Annotated in this window: 27 protein-coding genes; 1 reads left to right on the top strand and 26 read right to left on the bottom strand. The window is 42.1% G+C overall.

Features of this window, described 5'->3' with window-relative positions; translation table 11 throughout:
* Positions 1-8: 8 nt before the first annotated feature.
* The 14 genes from BLU58_RS10490 to BLU58_RS10425 all read right to left on the bottom strand — a co-directional run bounded on the left by BLU58_RS10490 (position 9) and on the right by BLU58_RS10425 (position 10264).
* Positions 9-896: a hypothetical protein gene (locus BLU58_RS10490; RefSeq protein ID WP_093292164.1), complete on the bottom strand. Its 888-nt coding sequence runs from the start codon at positions 894-896 to the stop codon at positions 9-11.
* A gap of 6 nt (positions 897-902) precedes the next feature.
* The gene (locus BLU58_RS10485; protein ID WP_093292163.1) at positions 903-2051 is read right to left on the bottom strand and encodes a Gp37-like protein; all 1149 of its coding nucleotides are present in this window, start codon (positions 2049-2051) and stop codon (positions 903-905) included.
* Between the two features lie 4 nt (positions 2052-2055).
* Positions 2056-2910, bottom strand: coding sequence for a phage distal tail protein (locus BLU58_RS10480; RefSeq protein ID WP_093292162.1), 855 nt, complete (start codon positions 2908-2910; stop codon positions 2056-2058).
* Positions 2903-4780 carry a tape measure protein gene (locus BLU58_RS10475; protein ID WP_093292161.1) on the bottom strand — a complete coding sequence of 626 codons (1878 nt, stop codon included), beginning with the start codon at positions 4778-4780 and terminating at the stop codon, positions 2903-2905. The genes BLU58_RS10480 and BLU58_RS10475 overlap by 8 nt, the downstream gene beginning before the upstream one ends.
* A 200-nt stretch (positions 4781-4980) precedes the next feature.
* Positions 4981-5370, bottom strand: a complete 390-nt coding sequence (locus BLU58_RS10470; protein WP_093292160.1) for a hypothetical protein — start codon at positions 5368-5370, stop codon at positions 4981-4983.
* Between the two features lie 11 nt (positions 5371-5381).
* The gene (locus BLU58_RS10465) at positions 5382-5855 is read right to left on the bottom strand and encodes a phage tail tube protein (protein WP_093292159.1); all 474 of its coding nucleotides are present in this window, start codon (positions 5853-5855) and stop codon (positions 5382-5384) included.
* Complete coding sequence (locus BLU58_RS10460; protein WP_093292158.1) at positions 5848-6261, bottom strand: minor capsid protein; 414 nt, start codon at positions 6259-6261, stop codon at positions 5848-5850. Before BLU58_RS10460 ends, BLU58_RS10465 begins: the two co-directional genes overlap by 8 nt.
* 2 nt (positions 6262-6263) lie before the next feature.
* Entirely contained in the window at positions 6264-6602 is a 339-nt protein-coding gene (locus tag BLU58_RS10455) for a hypothetical protein (protein ID WP_093292157.1), read from the bottom strand.
* Positions 6599-6898 carry a hypothetical protein gene (locus BLU58_RS10450; RefSeq protein ID WP_093292156.1) on the bottom strand — a complete coding sequence of 100 codons (300 nt, stop codon included), beginning with the start codon at positions 6896-6898 and terminating at the stop codon, positions 6599-6601. The genes BLU58_RS10455 and BLU58_RS10450 overlap by 4 nt, the downstream gene beginning before the upstream one ends.
* The gene (locus BLU58_RS10445; protein ID WP_093292155.1) at positions 6895-7254 is read right to left on the bottom strand and encodes a hypothetical protein; all 360 of its coding nucleotides are present in this window, start codon (positions 7252-7254) and stop codon (positions 6895-6897) included. The genes BLU58_RS10450 and BLU58_RS10445 overlap by 4 nt, the downstream gene beginning before the upstream one ends.
* 59 nt (positions 7255-7313) lie before the next feature.
* Complete coding sequence (locus BLU58_RS10440) at positions 7314-8159, bottom strand: phage capsid protein (protein ID WP_093292154.1); 846 nt, start codon at positions 8157-8159, stop codon at positions 7314-7316.
* Between the two features lie 64 nt (positions 8160-8223).
* Positions 8224-8784 (bottom strand): phage scaffolding protein, encoded by a 561-nt coding sequence (locus tag BLU58_RS10435; RefSeq protein WP_093292153.1) that lies wholly within the window; start codon positions 8782-8784, stop codon positions 8224-8226.
* 156 nt (positions 8785-8940) lie between these two features.
* A protein-coding gene (locus BLU58_RS10430) for an IS5 family transposase (RefSeq protein ID WP_093292152.1) occupies positions 8941-9713 on the bottom strand; the annotation gives its coding sequence in 2 pieces (ribosomal slippage) (positions 8941-9383 and positions 9383-9713; 774 coding nt in all).
* Positions 9714-9862: 149 nt separating this feature from the next.
* Positions 9863-10264, bottom strand: a complete 402-nt coding sequence (locus BLU58_RS10425) for a nuclear transport factor 2 family protein (RefSeq protein ID WP_093292151.1) — start codon at positions 10262-10264, stop codon at positions 9863-9865.
* A 123-nt stretch (positions 10265-10387) separates the two neighbouring features.
* Here BLU58_RS10425 and BLU58_RS10420 point away from each other — a divergent pair, with 123 nt between their 5' ends.
* Positions 10388-10969: a CGNR zinc finger domain-containing protein gene (locus BLU58_RS10420; protein ID WP_093292150.1), complete on the top strand. Its 582-nt coding sequence runs from the start codon at positions 10388-10390 to the stop codon at positions 10967-10969.
* Between the two features lie 174 nt (positions 10970-11143).
* On the opposite strand, the gene BLU58_RS10415 is transcribed toward BLU58_RS10420, so the two are convergent.
* The 12 genes from BLU58_RS10415 to BLU58_RS10360 form a co-directional block, all read right to left on the bottom strand.
* A protein-coding gene (locus tag BLU58_RS10415; RefSeq protein WP_093292149.1) for an IS5 family transposase occupies positions 11144-11916 on the bottom strand; the annotation gives its coding sequence in 2 pieces (ribosomal slippage) (positions 11144-11586 and positions 11586-11916; 774 coding nt in all).
* A gap of 516 nt (positions 11917-12432) precedes the next feature.
* The gene (locus BLU58_RS10410) at positions 12433-13512 is read right to left on the bottom strand and encodes a phage minor capsid protein (protein WP_093292148.1); all 1080 of its coding nucleotides are present in this window, start codon (positions 13510-13512) and stop codon (positions 12433-12435) included.
* Positions 13509-15014 (bottom strand): phage portal protein, encoded by a 1506-nt coding sequence (locus tag BLU58_RS10405; RefSeq protein ID WP_093292147.1) that lies wholly within the window; start codon positions 15012-15014, stop codon positions 13509-13511. Before BLU58_RS10405 ends, BLU58_RS10410 begins: the two co-directional genes overlap by 4 nt.
* Before the next feature lie 4 nt (positions 15015-15018).
* A complete protein-coding gene (locus BLU58_RS10400; RefSeq protein ID WP_093292146.1) occupies positions 15019-16278 on the bottom strand; it encodes a PBSX family phage terminase large subunit in 1260 nt (419 codons plus the stop codon).
* Positions 16271-16726 carry a hypothetical protein gene (locus BLU58_RS10395; RefSeq protein WP_093292145.1) on the bottom strand — a complete coding sequence of 152 codons (456 nt, stop codon included), beginning with the start codon at positions 16724-16726 and terminating at the stop codon, positions 16271-16273. Before BLU58_RS10395 ends, BLU58_RS10400 begins: the two co-directional genes overlap by 8 nt.
* A gap of 88 nt (positions 16727-16814) precedes the next feature.
* A complete protein-coding gene (locus BLU58_RS10390; protein WP_093292144.1) occupies positions 16815-17549 on the bottom strand; it encodes a hypothetical protein in 735 nt (244 codons plus the stop codon).
* Positions 17550-17812: 263 nt separating this feature from the next.
* Positions 17813-18562 (bottom strand): hypothetical protein, encoded by a 750-nt coding sequence (locus tag BLU58_RS10385; protein ID WP_093292143.1) that lies wholly within the window; start codon positions 18560-18562, stop codon positions 17813-17815.
* Positions 18563-18579: 17 nt separating this feature from the next.
* Positions 18580-19857: a Tle-like phospholipase domain-containing protein gene (locus BLU58_RS10380; protein WP_093292142.1), complete on the bottom strand. Its 1278-nt coding sequence runs from the start codon at positions 19855-19857 to the stop codon at positions 18580-18582.
* A 123-nt stretch (positions 19858-19980) separates the two neighbouring features.
* On the bottom strand, positions 19981-20151 hold the full coding sequence (locus BLU58_RS16460; RefSeq protein ID WP_176786614.1) for a hypothetical protein: 171 nt from the start codon (positions 20149-20151) through the stop codon (positions 19981-19983).
* 222 nt (positions 20152-20373) lie between these two features.
* The gene (locus BLU58_RS17185; protein ID WP_093292140.1) at positions 20374-21882 is read right to left on the bottom strand and encodes an alpha-helical endospore appendage domain-containing protein; all 1509 of its coding nucleotides are present in this window, start codon (positions 21880-21882) and stop codon (positions 20374-20376) included.
* 330 nt (positions 21883-22212) lie between these two features.
* Positions 22213-22650 carry a DUF1492 domain-containing protein gene (locus BLU58_RS10365; RefSeq protein ID WP_093292139.1) on the bottom strand — a complete coding sequence of 146 codons (438 nt, stop codon included), beginning with the start codon at positions 22648-22650 and terminating at the stop codon, positions 22213-22215.
* Entirely contained in the window at positions 22616-22945 is a 330-nt protein-coding gene (locus tag BLU58_RS10360) for a hypothetical protein (protein WP_093292138.1), read from the bottom strand. Before BLU58_RS10360 ends, BLU58_RS10365 begins: the two co-directional genes overlap by 35 nt.
* Positions 22946-22957: the final 12 nt, after the last annotated feature.

Below are 22957 nucleotides of genomic sequence, written 5' to 3'. Positions count from 1 at the left end.
CCCCCTTTCTATGGCTCAACCTTAATAGGAGCGATCCACGTTATACCCGCTTCGAATATCTCTATGTCCATATCGTCACCAGTAATCTGCGCACCTTGAAGGTTTAGGTAGTCCCCTTTGAACATCTTGGCCATCCCTGAACAAGATATATCGATTGGATATCCGGCCGTGTAGACTTGATTGACTATACCAATGTCCTCTCCATTTTTTAGGATTTTCAATCCTCTGAGTCCCGGAGGTTGACTCCACGGAAATTTGATACGCCCATGTACCATATAGATTCCATCTTGGGGGACAATGATCTGATCCAATATCTTTTGACCAGACGTTGAATTCCACGCAAATTCACGTAGCGGAAGGGTTGTATAGACATCATTAGGAAGCGTAAAAACCTTGTTCGATTCAGATTTTTGCTTAGTTGATGGAACCAGGGCATAAGAAACAGAGCAATCCCTCATATCTTGTATGGAAAACACAGAACTATCTTCTGCATCTTTTGGAATCGTGATTTTGGCTAAAGCAATCTCCCAAATGGTCGAAGTTTGTGTTAGTGTGGTAGAAGCTTCTAGAACAGCATAATTCATGCTATTTGCGGTGAAATCTGCCCTTAGAACCACGGTGTCTACCCGTTCGGTTCCTGTCTGGTTGGGTTTGATTGATAGAAGATAATAATCTCCTGTGTGTTTAAAGAAGTGACCTTTTATGTAACTGTAGCCCGGTGCAATTTGGACTTGCATACCGATACCAGATGTAACAGCCAAGTCATACTCTTTTTCATCCATCACTTCCCCTCTAACGATCACTCCAGAGCTTCGGGAAAATCTCATCATCTCTCGCCACTCCACCTCTGAACTGGCTTGGTTTGACCAAGGGAAGCTACTTAATTCTGCTGTCATCTGTTCTCACCTCCTTTCTAGGTTTCCAATACGTGATTCTAAATTCCGATATTGGTCTAATAGACGTACTCCCTTTAGGGAATTCCCCACCGTAGGTACAATCTGTTCCCCGTCTTTATCTAATTTCAAAGTAATAGACCTAATCACATCTTGGATACGTTCCTGTCTAACTTCAACCGTGCAGATATCTCCTAAATCGTAATCAATCAGGTATCGTGTCGGCGAAACATCTAGAGGCGATATTTCTAGGTTGGCTTTTTCGTCGTTATCATCTAAGGATTTGTACAGGGATTGTAAAAGTTCTTCTTGTTCGCTTGTATTCCGCTGATCTACAAACATTTCTATCCTTCCGTACAGACTTCTATTAACTCCGTCACCGCCACTATACATAAATGTCCTTTCTGTATCTTCACCTCCTCCACCAATTATGATTAGATTGCCCGTCGGCGCTTCTAATTGATAACGATACGCCCCTAGGTTTCCTCTATCACGGGAGAATACCACGATATCCGTTTTATTTTGGGGTTGATAGACTTGGAAATCTAGAACTCCGTTTTGTGTCTGGATCATCCTAAACCCTAAACCACCCCCAATCGTAGCCGCCTCTTGAAGTTTTGTAATAAGCGGATGCAGACGGGAGCGGATCGCCACAACTTCCCCTCTTCTTAAATCTTGATTTGTTTTTAATCCCCTGATACTCCTAGACGATGAAGTCGTTTGATCTCCTATGTTCTTCCGAACTAGATGTATCATAGCGGATTCAGCTCTCCCTCTGAATTTGTCATATCCGTATCCCACTCCAGCAATGTAATGATAGGGAGGCGGCAAAGCTAATCGTGTGGCCAATAATCCGTTATCATCTATGCCGTAGAAGGTGTAACCGTCTTCGTCTCTCTGATCATCCTTTAACTCGACATTGCGAATCGGCCCCGAAAAGATAGGAACCCCATCACGGGTTACAAGAATCCCGCCAACACCATTTCCCTGTCTCCGCACCTCTAATAATAAATTAGCTTCTGGAGATTCAATAGGGACTTCCAGCACCCACTTACCTACATCATTGAACTTCATGACCATTTCAAACTTCTTAAAGTGCGTAACCGATCCGACCCTATTCAAATTCCGATCCCGTACCCAAATTTCATAGTTAGCCATACTATCAAGCTCCTAAGTAACGTTCTTGGTAAGAAATTTCTATTTTAGATGCTGGAGTCGCCTCTGACATCTCTACACGGATAATATTCGATCCTCTAACTAATTTCCAAAAGGTAGAACCATAATCGAGAAACGGATAAAGGCTTGTCCCGTCGTCTTTTTCGATTAACCGCTGTTTCGTATCAATGGTGATATATTGGCCTTGCCTTAAGGACACATCGTTAAAACTGATAGTCGATCCAGTCGTAAGGTTTTTGATTTTCGGGTTCTCCCCCTGACCGATTATTTTCCAAATAGGGTAAGTTTCAATATCTCCCGCATTTAGTATCGTAATCTCTCCAGAAATGGCCTCGCTCCCTAAACGTAACGGAAGAATCGGGAACCATTGAGGCGGTATACTGTCCATTTGAAAGGAGTTCGAGAAGATTGAAGTTGAATAGAAAAAAGGATCGAAAGCCCGAAACGTCAACGTCATTTTGCGAAACGATGCCATTTCGATAGAAAGTTCTCCTTCCATCCCTTTTGCATATACACAATGAAGGAACCGTTCTAATCCATCAGAAGTAACTACTTTCAGCTTCCCTATTCCTCTATAGCTGTTCAACATCGAACGCAGCCGTCGCAAATTCTGGTATAAATCGCCCCTATTCTTACCGTATACAATCAGATCTATATCCATTTCACGAGGGGGCGTTTTCACTCGTTTTAGTTGTGTTCCATAATCGAATAGGATTTCGCTTTCTACATAATCAAAAGAGGCCATATCAAAGCCCCGTAAGCCCGCCACATCCACCCAAACCTGATTAGTTAACTCTTGTTCCTGTCCCTCCGCCGATATCCAAATAACCCGCTCAACCATACAACCAATTCAACCGGATCAATTCATTAGAGATTGTTTTCTCTGTGAGTTGAGATCCGTTCCCCTCTATATGAAATGTATAGTGGTTGTTTCTGGTGGAGGAGACGGCAGAAGGATTAGAAGTCGCCGATATATTCGGCTTGGCGGCCATTGCTAGCCTGTCAGCATGTTTTGTAACATTATTTATTGAACGTTCCATACCAAGGGCTAATCCCTGACCTACAAATTGCCCTAACTGAAATGTCACTCTAGACGGTGAGTGAATGTCGAGTGCGCTTTTAATCTTATTCTTAATGCCATTAGCTATAGAGGCGGCTTTATTCATAAGTGAACCCACCATCGCACTAAGACCATTAATCAAGCCTTGGATAATATTCCGGCCAATCTCATACAGGTTGATGCTTTTGAGCGGTTGAAGGATCTTAGTAGAAAGCGTTTGAAAAACAGTAGCCACTAACTGAACAATTGGCCGAATCGCTGACATGAAACTATTCACCAAGCTACCTCCAAAACTAACCAATGAGGATATCCAACCCTTGACTACAGAAAGGGTTGAGCTTGTCATAGTCACAAACGGTTGAACCATCCGGCTTAATCCAATTCCCAAAATGCTAAACAGACTGCTAACCCATGTAGAAACGAGATTCCATATTGCAGACACGGCCGTGGAAACAATGTTTTTCGCCGCCTCCCAAGCCTTCGACCAATTACCCGTAAAGATACCCGAAAACAATTGAATGATATTCAGGATTTGGGTGACAGCCGTTTGTATTACTGTTTTCAACGTCTGCCACAGAGCGGGTAGAACTACGCCCAACACGTCTACCATCTGTTGTACAAACGGTTGCAGGAACGCCCATATATTTTGCAAAGCCTGCATAATCACAGCTCCGTTTTGTTGCCAAAAAGCTTGTAGCTGTTGACCTAGACTGATCATGAAGTGGACTGCATCTTGAACAAGTGACTGAATTACTTCAATTACAGGAGCTAGAAAGGTACTAGCTTGCCCGCCTACACTCGTAAACAGGGAGCCGACTTGTTGAAGGTACATAGGGATTTGTTTAATCATCTCAATTACAAAGGGTAAAGCCTCCTTGATACCATCAAACAGAGGCTTAGACAGCTCCGCCGCCGTCTGGAGAAAGGTATCTTTTAGATTCGCCATGAGTCCGTTAAACGTCCCCGCTTGCTTCTGCATCGCTCCGCCAAAGCTTCGATCCATACCTTGTATAATTTTAGGCAAGGCATCGGATGCCATGAGTTTCCCTTGTTCAGAGAGTTTCATCACTTCCGCTACGCTTAGTCCCATCGAATCGGCTAACAACTTCCAACTTGGTATGCCTCGTTCGGCTAATTGGTTCATTTCCTCGGCTGAGATCTTCCCCTTGGCTCCCATCTGGAACAATGCCATTGAAACGCCTTCTAACTCTTCTTGGCCGCCGCCCACGGCCGATACAGAATCCCCTACGATCCGCAATGTATCGATAAGGTTCTTTCCCTCGAATCCAGCCATATGAAGGAGTTTAGCGGACTTGTCCAATCCCTCAAACTCAAAGGGCGTTTTTGCCGCCAACGATTGCAATTCGGACATAATAAATTTCGCCTTCTCTTGTGATTTGGTTAACGTCTCCCATGATATAGCCGACTGTTCCAGCATCGCATTGTACTGAATTCCTTGTTTGAGTGCCGCTCCCATAGCGACGACACCTGCCGCAACCGCTCCAGCTATTGCCGCCCCTGCCGCCGCCATTGCTCCACTTGCAAGTGAACCCAACTGACCGAATCGGGAACCTAGTCCTCCTAGTTGTGTGTTAACCCCTTTATCATCAATCTTTAGAGTTGCGTAAAGCTCCCCGACTTGTAAAGCCATCTATCCACCTCCCCTCACAAACTTTAATACTTCTTGTTCCGCTTCTTCTGGATCTTCTATTCTCTCTGTCTGATTGCTATAAGCTTGTATAGTTCGGCTTTCAGGGCTAAGGCCCATAAGCAACACAAGAAAATGACGAAATGAAATCTCTTTAAGCTCATCCAGTAGATTGATTTTGTATTCTCGTTGAAAGTCAGCTTCTACGAGATGCCATTGTTTGATGGAGAAGTATAAAAAGTCTTGACCTCTCCCTCCTTTTGCTTTCCCATGTCTTTATTTTCAGCTCCGTCTGTCATGCCTTTTGACTGTTCCTCAATCACGAGACGTAACAATTGTGTAAGCTGTTCAAAGGTGAGCTTGCAGGAAATCTCTTCTAATACTTCGGGAGAAAACACACCTTTCAGCATGTCCACAGTCTCCTGTGTGCTTAACTCTCCTGACATTCCTTTCTGTTGTTCTACAGCGATTATTTTAAGCATAAGATCCGCACGGGGGGCGGCTGGAATTTCGTAAGTCTCCCCTCCTACTTGGATCTTAATTGTTTCGTGGTTTTGTTCCTTTAAGAACTGGTCAAAGTCGATAAATGCCATTAATAGCCCTCCTAGTTAAATTCGGTTAAATCGGCTTCCGTCGGTGTAAACTCTTCGATCTTCCCATCAATCACCCATGAGAAGTTCCATGTCATAACATCCGTAACCCCTCCACCCATATCGGAAATAGAAGGAGTACCCAAGATGTAAAAACCGTGTTTTCGAGAGGGTGCAACCATCTTGAGTCTAGATTGTGCTTCTTGTCCTAACTCCTGCGCTAACTGATCTATATAAGCTTGTCCCGGATCTCGTTCCCCTGTGGTAATGTCCTCTAGATAATTGGATTCAAATTCCAGCTTCCAGCCCCGTTGTACCACCATTTGCCCCTTATATCCTTGTTTGGAAAAGCTATTTGTTTCGGCCGTTTCATCCTCTCCTCCAAACTTAAAGGATGTAATGCCGTTTAGCTTTAACCACCTAGAAGCATCGGCTTTTTTATTTTCAATAGAAAAGAGAAACTTTGACGCTACCACCTCTTTAGCCATTGCTTAATTCCTCCATTCGTAGTGAGAGATTGATAGTAAATTCATATCGTCCGTTCTGATCCGTCCCGATTCCACTCGGTGGATAGCTGAACAAAGATGAAACGTAATTGCCATTTGTGACCAAGTAACCACAAAAGTTGTGTAATGTTCGATAGACTCGATAAGTACGCTCAAAGGTTTCTTTGCTGTTTAGTCCTCTTACCAAGATCTGAACATCTCGGCGGATCACATCTCCATCCTGATCCATCAATTCAGAGAGTCCGCCACCTGTTGCGTAGATAGCAATTGCATTGTGTGGATCAGATGGCATTGAGTGTATAAAGATGGTTCCTTTCGTGCCGTCTGCATCAAAAAAACCCAACTCCTTTGCTTGAAGGAATCGGGCTATTTGCTCTAAGATTGTCATGTTCAAACATTCCCTTTAATCGTTTGTTGGACTGTCTTTACTATCTCGTTCTGCTTTTGCTTGGTTGTGTCTTCTAGCCACTTTCCCTTTCTGCCTTGCTGGAAGCGATACTCTGGATGCTCATGAAGCCGTCTAGCATAAGGAGTGTTATAGGACACGCATCCCGATAATTTAGACTCACTAAACGAGGCGACACCCGACCGAAGGAGCGTCCCTTCGTCAAGTGGCACATTTTCATTTGATAGTGAGAGCATTTTTTCCGTCCCCGCTATGACTCCACTAAATAGTGCATTACGAAAACGGGATAAGCCCACTCTATTAGGTTTAAATCGGTAACTCATTGTAATAACACCTCCACATGTGAAAAGCCAAATCCATATTGTTCAGCCACACTTATTACCTTGTATTCTTTGCTCTGATAGAAGACAGAAGAGCCTATAAAAATCCGTACAGAGGCATCAAAAAAAGCCCGATATCTTGGTACATTATCCGTGCCCTTCTCATCTCTTACTATTTGGTTATAGGGTTCGATTCGACATTGAGCGGTAAAAGATTCACCATACGAAGATCCATAAGCATTATGTCCTATAAGGGATTTCACTTGTACTTCATGAACTAGGAGAAAAGAGAATATCATTTGCTTGTCACCTTGGTAGTGAGTAACCCTGCTTTCATGAGGGATCTTATTGCACTTGGATTGTACGGCATCATCGCCCCTCTTTCCTCCGATCCAGAAGAGAAAGAGAAATTTCCAACGTTAACAGATCCAGCCACGTTCACAGCTACATCAAAACCATCTTGTAGTTGAGACATGTACGATGCTTGGGATAGAACGGCAACTTTTAAAGCTTCCTTTTGTGTCTCCGTCAGACTAGATAGATCTTGAGTAACTAGCAAAGAAACGGACTCCAAAGCTTTTTTAATTAAGCTCGCTGCGTTCAGAAAACTCTTTCCTGAATAGCCCTCTAAGTCCTCTATTGATACAGATATCATAATCTATTCCTCCTATGCGGTTACATCTCCATATAGTAGGATTTTGTTTGTTCAACAAACTACTTTACAATTGTTTTGTTTGCTGTCAAAACGGCTAGCGCCTTGGGCTTAATCGCTTTAGCTCCATATAAAGCTAATCCTTTCACAGCATCTGCAAAGCGCTTCTCTGGTCTGTACGCTTCTAAATTGGTGAGCTGTTGGGCAAATGTTATGGCGCTAGGATGCCCCGCAATTACTTTATATTGCGCCCCTCCTGTACTTGGGACGTTGTTCGAGGTGAACACATTAAAGCCCGCCGCCCGACCTACAAGACCATTTAAGAGAACGTTATCTCCAAGCGGTGTAGATTTAACAAAGCGATCATCTTTCAATAGAAGCCCGTGGAACCATTCAGGGATAACTACCCACCGATTTGTACGAGGGATGTCGTTCTCTGAAAGCACTACGGCTAAGTCTACTAAGTGGTCATAAGCATTCTCACTAGTAGGCACAATAGGCTTTGTATCGTCCCCTATTTGGCTTCCTGCATCAACATAGCTACTAGCAATAAAGCGATCTTTCACATCGGCGAGTGCATAGGATGCCTCCTCCATTGCCTTTTGCATAATCTTAGGGTTCTGTTGGGCTTTGTCAATGTCGTCGACTTGGAAGTTGAACGCTTTTGCTTGGTTAATGACAAGTGCCCTAGTTCCATCGTTCAACATCTGCGGGCTGGACATGTCCGTATTTTTCGTGTAGTCAAAGATGTTGATTGATCCTATATTCTGGATATGGACGGTGTCTCCATACTTGGTTATTTCGCCCTCATAATCAGTATTTACTACGCTTCCATATACAAGATTTTTCCGTAAATTTTCCAATAACTGCGCTGACCATATTTCAGGAATAAAATTATCGATTGCCATGTATATCGCTCCTATTTGAGTAAAATAAAAAGACCAAAACAGCTACACTATAACTGCTTGGTCTCTATCGGTTTAATAGATGATTAAGTTCACCAGATGCCAACGCTTGATTTACCTCTTCGGGCTTCATCCTCTTGAGATCTTCACGGGTTATCCTCTTGTTTCCGCCTTCTTGGAAAGCTTGTCCGCCTTTTGTGGGTGCCATTACTTCCCCTTGATCCACCTGTTTCACTAGGTACGGCTTAGATTGAACCAATACATCAAGGACTTCTCTAACACCTTTTACACTCCCATCCTCGGCAATCTCCAATCCTTCCCGATCCATCAGAGCGAATGCCGCATCTGAATCTACTATACCTAAATCGGTTGCTATCGACTTTACTTCTGCTTTTAGTAGGCTCTCATTTGCCTTCTCTTTCCATTGCTGAATATGTTGCTCTAGGTCGCTATCTGTTTTTAAACCTAGTTGGGAATGAATGCTTTGTTTGAACCCATCGAACTGTTTTTGAATGTCCTTTACTTGATCTTTATACTTTTTAGTCTCGTCACGAAGCGATTTAATATATTTTTCATCATAGGTATTTAATTGTTGGTTCTCTTGTTTACTCTGCTCTTGGGTATCCATCGGAACACTCCTTTAATTATTAAATAAAAAAGACACAAAATAGACATAATTATCAAAGCCCGCATTATTACTGACTTAAATATAAATCTAATTTAAATTTGAACCCTAAAATTAAACAAAATTAAACTAGGTAGTGTCTGAAAACTACTTATTGACTCATTGAGTCAATTTAAAAACTGATGCCACATACACAAATGCTAAAAAAGAGATTGCTAACTTGTCATAACGTGTAGCTACTCTCCGGAAATGCTTGAGTTTACTGAAGAAACATTCGACGAGATGACGTTCTTTATACACATACCAATCGACTTTCCATGAATTCTTTATGTTTTCTCTTGGTGGAATCGTGTAGCTCGCACCGCGAGCAGTAATATATTCTCTAATAACTTGCGAGCCGTAGGCTTTATCACCAAGGATATTGATTTCAGCAATTTCTAAACGGGAGAGCATATCACAAGCAGGGAGGGAGTCGTACTTATTGCCACCAGTCAATTCAAAAAGAAGTGGATTACCTAAGCCATCCACAATGGTATGTATTTTGGTGGTTTTACCACCACGACTGACTCCAATGTGCTGGTTATTCTCGTGATTTAAAGCCCTTTTTTAGCACCAGCGCTGTGTTGGTGAGCTCTGATGCTAGTCGAGTCTATACTAAGATTTTCATGGTCAGCTTCATCATTTACTGCATGGAAAATATTTGACAACACACCTCTATCACGCCATATACAAAAACGACTGTATACTGTTTTCCAAGAGCCATAACGTTCTGGTAAATCTCTCCACGGAGCTCCGCTACGTGCTATCCATAAAATTGCATTGAACATGGAACGATTTCCTAATTTGGGTGGTCGACCTGTTCTATATGGAGGAAACAAATCTCTGATCTGTTCCCATTGTTCATCAGTAAGCTCGTAGCGTCGTTGACTCATGGCATAATCCCCTTCGTAGTTACAATTACTGAATAGGATACCATATCAAAAGTTTTCAGACACTACCTAGTGTGTTTATATGTTTTTCGCTTTTCTCTTTGTTCATTTTAACTCTGCCAAATGTTTAATAGATGCGCAAGAAGGAATCCTTAGTATCGCCGCTCCGACTCATCAATCGGGTAGTCATTTGCGCTCATATCTCTCCTCTTCATCAAGCCTTTTTCATCAAACTCCCAATGTTCATTTCCATGTGTTCTCATCCACCTTCCTGTATCTTTATCTACCCACTCGTATTCAAACCTTACGGAAATACGATCGTTCCTGTAACACCATAGTTCCTTCATTAAGCGGTAATGAAGCTCCCTCGACCACTTGCGTTGTAAGAACTCACGAATCGCATCTCTTCCTACAAAAAACTCCGCTCTATTTCTCCACTCCGAATCAGGTGTATAAGCCTTTACGACAAGATCCGGATCACATGTATTCCACACATCTTCAGCTGACTTCACTTTAGCTAGTGCCATTTCATACGTAAACGGGGGTTTAATCATTTTGTAATCCTCCTATAACTAACCTATTAAAATAGTTTATATAGGTTAGTTTATTTGGTTGTAACTAACTTGTCAATATTATATTATAGGGTTAGTTATTAGCTTGCAAAGGGGGCTTTCAAAATGGAAGAGACATTTCCGCTCATCTCTAGGCACATCTCTCTTGATTTAGTAAATACAGAGGTAGTACGGTGGGGGACTCGCCATGACCTACTATCATCGACAGAACAATTAGATTTATGGCTCAAACAAATGAACAAATCTCAAGCAATACCTTTGATTCGTTCATTTCATTCAATCCATTCATATAGCTCCGTCGAAGTATTACACACTCTGCAACATTTCCGCTCAATCCTACGAAACATATTTGAAGCCGCAATAAAAGAACAACAGTTCCAGACAGATTGGACATCTTATCTGGAAAGCCTAATTGAAAAAGCACCTTTTTCCTATAAAATCATAGAAGACAGACTAACCCCCATCCCCATTGGAAGTCCCGTTGACTCTCTTCTCTCTCTCACTTCATTGGATGCATTACAACTACTTGCAAGTGAGGAGTGGAAACACCTTCGATTCTGCGCAAATCCCGATTGTGTATTATTATTCATTGATAAGAGTGGACGGAGAAAATGGTGCTCGATGAAAATCTGTGGAAATCGAGTAAAAGTGGCGCGTCATAAATCGCGTATTGGGGATAAGATATAGGACTCTATATTCTCTCCCATACACTCCACATATACGCTTCTAATCGCAAAACTACATCGTAGAATATGATAATGAGCCGATTGGCTATATCCAATTGTTGGCTATTAGAGTACACGATGTATGATGAAGGAAACTAACAAATAACTAGGTAGTGTCTGAAAACTACTTATTGACTCATTGAGTCAATTTAAAAACTGATGCCACATACACAAATGCTAAAAAAGAGATTGCTAACTTGTCATAACGTGTAGCTACTCTCCGGAAATGCTTGAGTTTACTGAAGAAACATTCGACGAGATGACGTTCTTTATACACATACCAATCGACTTTCCATGAATTCTTTATGTTTTCTCTTGGTGGAATCGTGTAGCTCGCACCGCGAGCAGTAATATATTCTCTAATAACTTGCGAGCCGTAGGCTTTATCACCAAGGATATTGCTTTCAGCAATTTCTAAACGGGAGAGCATATCACAAGCAGGGAGGGAGTCGTACTTATTGCCACCAGTCAATTCAAAAAGAAGTGGATTACCTAAGCCATCCACAATGGTATGTATTTTGGTGGTTTTACCACCACGACTGACTCCAATGTGCTGGTTATTCTCGTGATTTAAAGCCCTTTTTTAGCACCAGCGCTGTGTTGGTGAGCTCTGATGCTAGTCGAGTCTATACTAAGATTTTCATGGTCAGCTTCATCATTTACTGCATGGAAAATATTTGACAACACACCTCTATCACGCCATATACAAAAACGACTGTATACTGTTTTCCAAGAGCCATAACGTTCTGGTAAATCTCTCCACGGAGCTCCGCTACGTGCTATCCATAAAATTGCATTGAACATGGAACGATTTCCTAATTTGGGTGGTCGACCTGTTCTATATGGAGGAAACAAATCTCTGATCTGTTCCCATTGTTCATCAGTAAGCTCGTAGCGTCGTTGACTCATGGCATAATCCCCTTCGTAGTTACAATTACTGAATAGGATACCATATCAAAAGTTTTCAGACACTACCTAATACTTTAATTATTAAACTATTAGTTTAACCCTTTATAATGACCGTCATTTGTCATATATTTTCCGAACATATATAATCTTCTCACGGACTTAGTTGTCCTGCATCCTCTTATAGAAAGGAGGATAACCATGACATCCATCAAAAGGCCCAGAAACAAAATTAAAGAATGGCTAATGTCTCTAATTGCAGACACACCATTCCTTAGAGTAAAAGTAGCGATTAGGCTACAGAAAAAAACGAAACGGAACTGATTTCTTGTAGCACAGAGCATCTGACCATGCTTTGTGCTTTTTTCTATTACCAGATTACGAAATAGCGAAATGGTAATAGGATATGCATGTACATTATACGTGCAATACGTACTTACATCAAAACTACTACATATTACTAGACAAATCAACTAATATGTAGCTAACTAAATTAGCATGTTATATATGTTGCTCGTGTCATTTAGCCTTCCCAATCTGCTCCCGCGCATAATCACGTCGCCGATCCGTACTTTGTATAAACTCCCTCATCTCCGCTTGCCATTCCCTAACCTTACCTCGTGCCTTTTGCTGTTCTTCCCTTGTAAGTGCTACGGCTTCCCGTTGCTTCCACTTCCTGATCTGACGTTCAATGTAACGTTGTTTCTGCCTCTCAAGATATGCCCCCTCTTGAACGTCTACGGGTTTAATCTTTTCGCCTTCCTGATATGCAGACAACGAATGACGACAATTAGGATGGAAGAGTCCGCTGTTTATAGATGTTTGCAATGACAAGTACTTAGGATGCTTACCAGAAATACTAAATACCTTACCCTGCCACGGCTTACATAGTGGAGATGGATCAAAATGCGAGGATATCTTTACTAAGTCGTATCCGTTATGACTTAATCGGTCTACATGTCCTTTGATCTGCGCTCTGGCCACGGCTGATCTAGTGGACATCTCCGTATACGAAGACATGTCCCAATTGCGCCCCGACCGATCAATGAACGATGTAATCCCTCTGTCTGAAAGCTGATTAAGCAGACGTTGCGCTCCTTGCCTTCGGGTATCTACACCCGTTATAGCTCCCATAGACGAACGGGCCACTATCTCACGGTATCGATCACCTAAAGAGTTAAGAATCACGCCATGTGTACCAGAAAGAACCGTTACAAGCTCCCCGGCTAAACTCTCCACTGCCAATGTGTGGACTTGGTTAAATGAATAATCATAGGAAGTTTTCTCGGCACGATTCAGCGCATTTTGTAGGCTATTTGGCGACCTAGCCCGCTGTAATTCCTCATCTACTGACTGGATTCCGACCTCATAAGCTCTTTCTATCACTTCATACACGGCTTGAGGTGTAAAGACTCCTAACTCTCTCATAATCCGTCTTAACTCTTGATCTAGCTGGTTGGCTATCTCCGCTTGGCGGTTTGGATATTTGATTCCCTGTTCCACAGACTTTTTCATTTGTGCCAGTAAGCGGATCTGAACATCTATATACAGATCACTAACCTTTTCATAGAGTCTTTGTTCATCGTATCCGCTTATCATGAGCCTATTTCCCCTGATGGGATGAGAGACCGACTAAACGACGAAAAGCCCACCGCTTCGGGATCGGTGAGACTCATTCCATTTTCTTTCTGTATCCGCTCCACTTCTTCTGTGACTTGCGAATCTGTCCAGCTTGGATTAACCCACCTTACCGCCGTTTCAATTGATAAGGCTTTAGCTTGTTGCAACTGATTTATGACTCCCGATAGCTGGTTCATGTCGGTTTCAATGCTGTCTGCAAAATCTAATCCAATCGTGGTATCTAGATCATAGCTAGCCCCTAGATGCGTATTCGCTATGGTTCGCATGATTTGAATGGTGTCTAATATGGCCTTTTTAGCTAATCTCTTTTTCTTACTTGCTGTCATTAAAGACTTTCTTTCCCGTGCGCTTATCTCCGTTGCGGTTACATCGGAGCGTTCGCCCATTAATCCAAAACTGGACAAGCTGTAACCTGCTAAGGTAACAATTTGACGTATTAAATCATTGGCTGTTTGCTCATGCTCATTACATCTAATCGCAAACTGTGTAGCCGTCAAGTTGTTCAAGTCAAACGAATTTATTCCCTGTAGCTTAACGTATACCTCGTGATCCGTGTCAAAGGAGCTTTTGCCCATATTATCAAAGTCCATCATCGTCTCTGGTACATGAATGCGGGATTTAGCTAACCGGATATCTCGTAACCATGAGCCGTATACCTCGTCTAGCGAATCAAATAGAGTCTCTAATCCAGCGTAATCACTCGCCCCAATACCAGAGCCACGAAACAAGCGATTAGGAAGACGGTTAGGGATATATCGACAAGCAACCCCATTAAAGCCCGTATGGACTTGTGGGAGAATGTACGCCGTTTCTTTGTGTTGATCTAAAAGAACTGATTCTCCTAGTTTTGTAACTGTGCCTAGATGGGTAGAGGAATTTATATTTCCTAGATGATCGTATTGCTCTATCAGCCAAAGAACTTGACCGGGCGAAATCTCTTTTACCCTCTTATAAAAAATCACACCCATCAACAAGCCGTTACGAAATATAGGTACGGCATTTTCTGGTGGTGTGATTGATAGAATTGGATAGTCAGTTAGTTCCTTGTCCCAAATGGGTTTAAGGAATACCCCACCTAAAGCGGCGGCAACCTCAAATGCTTCTAGAAGACGACTATTTACATCGCTCAGTTCGATAAGATCAAGTAACTTTTGTTGCTCAATCTTCATAAGGGGGTTATCTTCGTCTTGCTTGGCCTCTTGTATATACCAAACAGGAGCTTCACCCATAATGAGATCACTTGATATTTGTGCGATTGCCCCGGCCACGGGTACATGAATAGCCTTTTTAGGCTCCTTGCCCGCCCAATACCAGCCCGATTGTCCCGCATAGTACGATCTCAATGTATGGGTATCCCCACTATACCACGCCGCATGCTCTGCCATCTTGTCGCCTATTCGTGACAAATCTAACGGCGTAGAGCCACCACCGTAGGCATTGTAAATGTCATTAACGATCAACTCATCACCTCCGCATCCAAAGATGTTTTAACGTATAAGCACAATAGCGTACGGCATCTAACGTGTGGTCATGCTGTTTTGTCGGGCGATCTTCGCCCCTCTCCTGTGCCTTTTCATCCCATGTGTAGGCGTGGATCTCTTCTAGGAAGTGTTTACACCTTGACTGCACAGAAAAACGGTCACTCTCTATCAAAGAGGCGACCGTTTCTATACCAGGTATAACGTCATTCTTGGATGGAGCTATTTTCCTGCGTTCTGTTGGCGGTAGCTCACTGTATAACTGTAACGTAAAAGCCTGTGCGCTCGGATCTATCAATATGTATTCAATAGGCCACGAGTGACGAGAATAGAATTTCTGAAACTCTTCTACGTATTGACTAGGGGACTTTTTAAGTCCATCCCGTCCAGAGTGATAATACTCATCGAGTACATGGAATCGCCCCATACTATCCAGTCCGCAAAGCATGAATGTAGTAGCGTTGCTGTTCCCATAGTCCACCCCGATCCACGTCTTCACGATGTTTGTAGGAGGTTGTTCCACTACATGCCGTTCCTCATCAAACATAGAGTAAATAACACCCTCGGCTGTTACCCATTCGCCAAGTATATTACGACGATAGAAAACTCCGCTAAATTGGCGCTTTAGCCTGCTTATAACCGATTCATCTAAACTTAAATTATCTTCCAGTAAGAAGTGCAACCGAACAAACTTTCTTTCCTTCGCTTGGTCTATAAAGTCCGTTTTAAACCAATGTCTCGGCCCCTTCGGGTTACAGTTAAAAAAGAATTTAGCACCGTGAACAGAGCACCGCCCCACACATTGATCGACAAATGACCTCGGCATCAAGGCCACTTCATCCAAGTATATCCCCGCCGCGGTCAATCCCTGAACCGTGTCCTGTGATTTCTCGTTAGAACCCCCAAAAAGGTAGTAAATATTGCTCCCGATTCTGATGTGTCGATCTTCCCCAGAGCGAACATATTTGTATTTGATCCCCTTCGCTGTCAGGATGTCGAAAAGGGGTTTTACTACGTTTCGGTTCAAAGCCCCAATACTACGACCGCCGATGATAAACGTTTGATTCTCGAAAGTAGTAAGCGACCACATCAAAAAAGAATCGATCATGCTTATCGTCTTGCCTGCACGAATCGACCCCTCTGCTATGACCCCATCAAATCCAGCGTATGGACTTTCCGGCATCCACCACATGAGTAGTTGCTTCTGTTTCCGTGAGAACGGTTTAAACTGAAATCCCTTACTCATCGAAAGTTCCTTTTACTTCGCCTTGTAGAGCATCCAGATAGATTTTCACATTAGGAGTTTCAGATGCTTTGTTCTTCTGTTCAAGCTCCTTGCGCTTTAACTCTATTTCTTGCCCCTTGTAAGCTAACTCGATTTCTCTATTAAGCTTGTCCCAGATAGTCCCGATCACGATAGCGCTATCTCGTGCGTTCGTCTTCTGGATTAGCTCAGGGTTTCCGACGTGATCCGTGTAAGCATGAATGACCGACCATGCCTTTTCTATATGCTCTTTCTTTTTCTGTTCTCGTAGTTTGTGAAACGAATCTGGATTAGCAGCTACTATTTTTTTGACAGTCGACCACGAAACACAGAATCGTCTAGCCGTCTCATTCGCATTGCCACATGATGCATAGTGAGCCTTTATCTGCTCTCTCAGCTCATCACCTAGCTTCTTTCCTCGTCTTGCCACATACTCACCACCTTACAAATAGAAAAAAGCGAGTCTCACTAATAGAGAACTCACCCAACAAACCATTATTTAAGATCTTATCATCAGTCTACGTATCCAAATCTTCATCGGTCTTTAAATACTCCAAAGGCGTAGGCACTTGAAACTCATAAAAACCATACATTCTCTGCTGGTGTTCTAGGCGATTTTTTACTTGCTTCAGCTCCTGCACAATCGAGTCTGGTATATCTTTTCGCTCATACATATTATGAAGAATGTTACTTATTGAGAATATTACATTACTCATTACTAGATAGTGTTGATATCTCAGTTTATACTTTGATGCTCTCCCCGCCCCTACTCCCGTAGCGATTGTTGTTACAGGAGTATCTATTACATCCTTTAGTTGTTCTTGTACGTTCTTCAACTCTTTCTTTGCAGATTCTGGTATATCTTTTTGTACACTTATATCACCAAGATTGTTAGCTATAGAAACCACTTGCTCTTTCATCGCTACTTGTTCCAATCTAAAAGAGTTTATTTCATCTCTAATTGCATTTAGCTCATCCACTTGACTACTTATTTTATAAAGTGCCTCTTGAACAATAGCATTTTGAGAGGATGCTTCTTGAGTTTGAAAAAATGCATAAATCATAGCAACAACAGCTAGTATAATCGAAGCAATACTAGAGCCAAATGAAATCTGATCTACCAACAATTGAGCATCAGAGTACTTCCACACAACAACAGCTATTAAAATTAATATCAAGTCGATAGCCAAAAATAAATAAATCAAGTCCTTCTTTTCTACCTTGTCCAATATGCTTTTTCGATTCTTTTCCATGTAATTCCCCTCCTATCAAAAGTATACTTTGATAGAGGGCAACAATCATTAGAAAATTCATTTTATACTTGAAAATGTAATTCAAAAAAGCCCACCTTATAACATAGAAAAAGTCCCCCTAAGAATAGGAATGGGACTCGTTTTGTCATGTCCTTCGCTCTAAAAAGAGCTATGTCTTTGCTTTGACCTTCTCATACTATCATTTTAACACGTTATATACCTTCTTCATTCCCGATAACTTCCCAGATTTGACCCAATCATCGCTACTCTTTGATTTTTGTTTTATATGGTTCTAGATTGTTGATATCAATGGTTTGAATATCATCGGGAGTAATATTGTATCTATACAGCAAATACTTATCTGCATCCTCTTTCTTTGGAGCTGACTTTAAGCGATTATCGTACACATACACCACAACCGTCACTTCATGGAAATTCATCTCTTTTAACGATTGTAGGAAGTTTGAAATCTCCTTTTGAGCTTGATCGCTTTTCTCGTATACTTCAAGGTTAACTTGAAAATATAAAGCCTTATCACCTTTCTTTAGAACTTCAAATACCGAAGGAATTTCCCCTGTATATTTCGCTCCCATACCATCTCTAAAGCTACATATAAGGTTATCTTCCATCAATCTCAAGTCAAATATTTGTTCCGCTAACCTCTTAATAGGGAGTTTTAATTCGTCAGAAAATAATCTACGAATATATGTATCACGTATTTCTTTTGGCGGCTCTATCATTACCGTAAAGGGAGTATTTTTTCCATCTTGAATCGTACCTCTCACGTCATAGCTGGCTCCCGTGACACGACTCTTGAAGATCTCTTTAACCGCAAACTCTTTATGATATTTTTCTTTGATATACTGCCTTGCTTGTTCCTTCACCTTTTGTTCTTCTTCTGGAGTCATTTTAGATAGATCTTCTCTTGGTGAACCACATCCAGCAAGTGCTATCAGCATTAAAACAACTAGTAAGCCTAGGCATAATCTTCTGGTTCTCCGTATCTCCATCATATAATCACATCCTCCAATCATTTTCTTGGAACTATATTTCCATTGTTTTTCGTGTAAATGGAAGTAATAGGAGTAGAAACAGGCTTTCCATCCACTTCTCCAGTGAAGTTTGACATTGTATGGTTTTCAGTTACTCCATTATTGATACTTGATTCGATCCCTTTCACGATGTTATTATCCAACCCTTTCTTATGAGTAACTTCGCCCTTTCGATCTATTACATATGTTTCTCCGGGTCGGTACCCTACCGAGCCGACTACGTCTTCATAGGAGTTATAATTCCTAATTAAGCCATCAAAGTTACCGGCGGCTTCGTTATAAGCTTGTCTACGATTCCGATAATCACTCATATTAATTGCATATGTTCCCGCTCCACCTGCATAACCTGTAGCCAGTGAAGCATTTATATTAGGATAGAGGTTTTTACCGGGTGCGTTAAAAGCGACTGTGGGTATCCGATAGGTCATTCCTACCTCATTAGCTATATACCCGCCAAGGGAATGGCCTGTTAAAGAAAATTGATATCCTTTATATTTTGGGCTATTAATTAGTTGTTCCACAAACTGTTTAGCGGCTCCTGATTGTGGTACATATGAATCAAGACCTACTGCTAAGATGGCATCTGAAAAATAGTCACCTATTCCTTCTGTTCCTCTAAATGAAATAATAATTTCATTTGTTTCTCCATTGACAAAAGTCTTTGCTTGAAGTCCATTTATAGAATCAATTTGTGGTCCTAGTTTCCATTCCACACCCAACTTTTCTAATTCATCATCAGGAATATTGTTATGATACGCAAAATCCGCCGCATATGCCAATTGCTTATCAGTTACCTTTACATCGCTTAACTTTCCATGTGGGTTGTTACTGTCTATGCCTGTTAGGTATTCTCCCGCGCGTTGGAACATAGCTGGAAGGTCGTTCCGTTTCCTTTTATACATCATCCAAGTCATTAGAACGCCAACTCCCATTACAAAAAAGCCAATAAACTCCATGACAATACTAGCAATGAAAGCAAACAAATCACATATTTCTTGCCAAATTCCAGCGGCTATATCTTTAGCTCCCTCCCAAATAAAATCCCACGTATCCGAGAGCCAATCACCTGCCTTCTCCAAGAATCCTTTCTCTTTTGTTGTAGATGTACCTGCTAAATCATCCTTAAACTCTCCATTAATTGGTGTTTGATCGATAAAATTCCCTTCTGCATGTACCATTCCATTGCCAACGAATCCGACCACTAGTAAAGCAATCATCATAATGAATACAAATTTAATAGCTTTGTTGTCTCGCATAGATGTTATCTTCTCCCTTCCAATCCAGCGAAAAAGGACAGGATGGATACCTGCCCTCATCGGTTTACATGCTATGATAAGAAGCCTATTCTAATATTGTATAACAAAACTACACTTTTTTCATTATTTAATCATATAAGGAATATGTCCCACTACCTCGCCGTAAATAATAAGTGCCTTTTCCTTGATTCGATAAAAAGTCGATTTCTCTATACTCATTTCTAACTCTATCTTCCTTCGATCTAAGTCATCTACATAGAGCCTCTGCACAAGCTCCTTTTGCTCACGGCTCATAACTGACAAAACATTGTCTATACGATCTATACAGCGCTTTGGATTGGCTCTCTCAGCCTCTAACTTCATCCGTTGACAAAGAAATGATTACATTCAATCTGAAAGGTGGGATCACCAGTACCCGACTAGGCAACCTCAGACTATAGACGAAACCCTTCTGAAAAATACAATCAGAAGGGTTTCACGATATACTTTTTGATTAATCAACACACCTAACACTGACTAATTTATTCTCGTTACAGACATATAGGCATTCATTTGGCCAACATCGGCCCCTGATATTGTTTGAGTAATTGTCGAAGTATTTTGGATTGTAATTTGATTCGTAGGCACAAGAGATCGATAGATTTCCCCTGATATTGGCCAGTTACCTGTTGCCAGCCCTGTTATGCCAGGAATTGATTCATGAAACCTAGCATTAGGTATAGGAGTTCCATCAATAGCTGGAGTCCATCTAAATGCTACGCCTACAGCAGTAACTCCCACTAAAGATGTAGTAACTTGAAATGCAATCCTGTAGGTCCCCGTTGTTCCAATTGATATAGAAGAAGTCGCGGGAACGAAAAGAGTATCTGGTGTGCCAATATTACTATGAGAATTCGATCCAAATGGAACAACAGCACCCACTGCCACAGGGAAGCCACTACCACCACTACCAAATCCGATATACCGAAATGAAGCAAGGCCCGGTAGTCCTGTTGGTCCCGTGTTACCTTGAGGTCCTGTAGCGCCAGCAGAGCCAGCACCGGTAGGTCCTTGTGGCCCAGTCGGTCCTTGTGGTCCCGTAGCGCCATCCGAACCGGCGCCGGTAGGTCCCTGAGGCCCGGTGTTACCTCGAGGTCCAGTAGCGCCGTCAGAGCCAGCACCGGTAGGTCCCTGAGGCCCAGTGTTACCTTGAGGTCCAGTAGCACCGTCAGCACCAGCGCCGGTAGGTCCTTGTGGCCCAGTGTTACCTTGAGGTCCAGTAGCGCCGTCCGCCCCATCTGCCCCTGTAGGTCCTTGAGGTCCAGTAGCGCCGTCCGCCCCATCTGCCCCTGTAGGTCCTTGAGGTCCTGTGTTACCTTGAGGTCCAGTTGCACCCGTAGTGCCGTTTGCACCTGTAGGTACTTCTAGTTTTACGATGGCAGAACCGGGGGTTACCGTGATTTCTAATGTATCCGATATGAAGTTGAGTGTATCTCCAAATTCGACTGGAGCATTTCCATTTGCTCCTGAGTTTCCTTGAACTAAAAATAAGAAGTCCCCTGTAGCAAAAGATCCCGTCGGCCCTTGAGGTCCCGTAGCCCCTGCTGGACCGGTTCCCCCAGTAGCTCCGACTGCTCCTGCCGGACCAGATGGCCCCTGAGGTCCCGTAGTCCCCGGAGGTCCGGGAGGTCCTCCTGATGATCCCGTGACTCCCGCAGGCCCTTGGGGTCCTGTCGGTCCTCTGGTAACGTCTGTGTTTAATACATTTTCTAGCTTCTCATTTAGTATCCATTCTTTCTTGCCGATTACATTAATCGTATCGCGAACACTATTATTGATCGTGAGCAAATCGCTAATGGTGGGTTGGAAGGATGTTGAGACTCCGGGAAGCGTTCCGAGAACGTATTGGAGTTTTTCTCCTTCCGCATTAATAATGTGGCTAAGACCTAGCTCCTCTAATGCAATGGATGATAATAACAGATTCACTGCGTCTTCTCTTGTAATGGAAATATTAGGTGAAATATTAGGTATATTGGCTTGAGACATGTTTTCACTCCTTTTATAAATAATAAATTACATTATCATCAATATTCATATTCATATTCATAAAAATAGCAACCTATTCATAGTCCCATTTTTTCAAAGCCGACTGTTTTTGTTCATGACTTCCTATCTCAAAAAAATAGAATCTAGTTGTTGAAAATATAATCATTTCAACAACTAGATTCTATTCATCCTTAATCAAATAATATTTCGTGACACGATTAATGTAATCGAAGAAAAAGAATGGATACTTAATGAGAAATTAGAAAAAGCATTAGACGCAGCCATACTCCAACTATCCAAATGCTATTTGTAAGAGATATATCTGCTTTACTATATTCCATATTGGGAAGGAACGTGCCCCGCTACTTCGCCATAGAAAATAAGTGCCTTTTCCTTGATTCGATAAAATGTAGATTTCTCTATATTCATTTCTAACTCTATCTTCCTTCGATCTAAGCCATCTACATAAAGCTTCAGTACAAGCTCTTTTTGCTCTCTATTCATAGCGGACAAAGCATTGTCCATACGTTCTATACGGCGCTTTAGATTGGCTCTCTCAGCCTCTAGCTTTATCCGTTGGCAAACAATCTGAAAGGTAGGATCACTAGTACCTGACTTCTGCACGTTTGCGGTGTCCTGATTCCTGTTTGAGCCTTCATAGAAAGAATCTATTAGTTGATATTCAATCTCTGTTAGCCTAGCTCTCCATTGCCTATATCGTCTTAAATCGTGTTCAATCCTTGCCTTTACTATTGGATCTAGAGCCATTCTCTCTCCTCGCCTTCGCATCATGAAGTAGTTTTAAAAGAGTCTCAACAGGTAGAACAGCCAACCATTTTTGCCGATCTGCCTTAACCGCCAATGCATCATTACCGTTCAGCCATCCATAGATCTGTTTAAAACCGCTACCTCTCACCTTGCACTCCCATTGCAAGCCAAGCCCTTTCACATCCCCTTTATACGATCCGCCCAAGGCTCCAGACAACGGAACCCTTTCTCCTTGGATGAGCTTGGCGAATTCCCTTTCTGATCTTGCTCCCTTGTCCCTCTGTGCTTTCCCCATATATGTATAACC

Source organism: Thermoactinomyces sp. DSM 45892 (assembly GCF_900107305.1).
Classification (GTDB): Bacteria; Bacillota; Bacilli; order Thermoactinomycetales; family Thermoactinomycetaceae; genus Baia.
The sequence above is the reverse complement of the archived record's forward strand: the minus strand, read 5'-3'. Positions and strand labels throughout refer to the sequence as shown.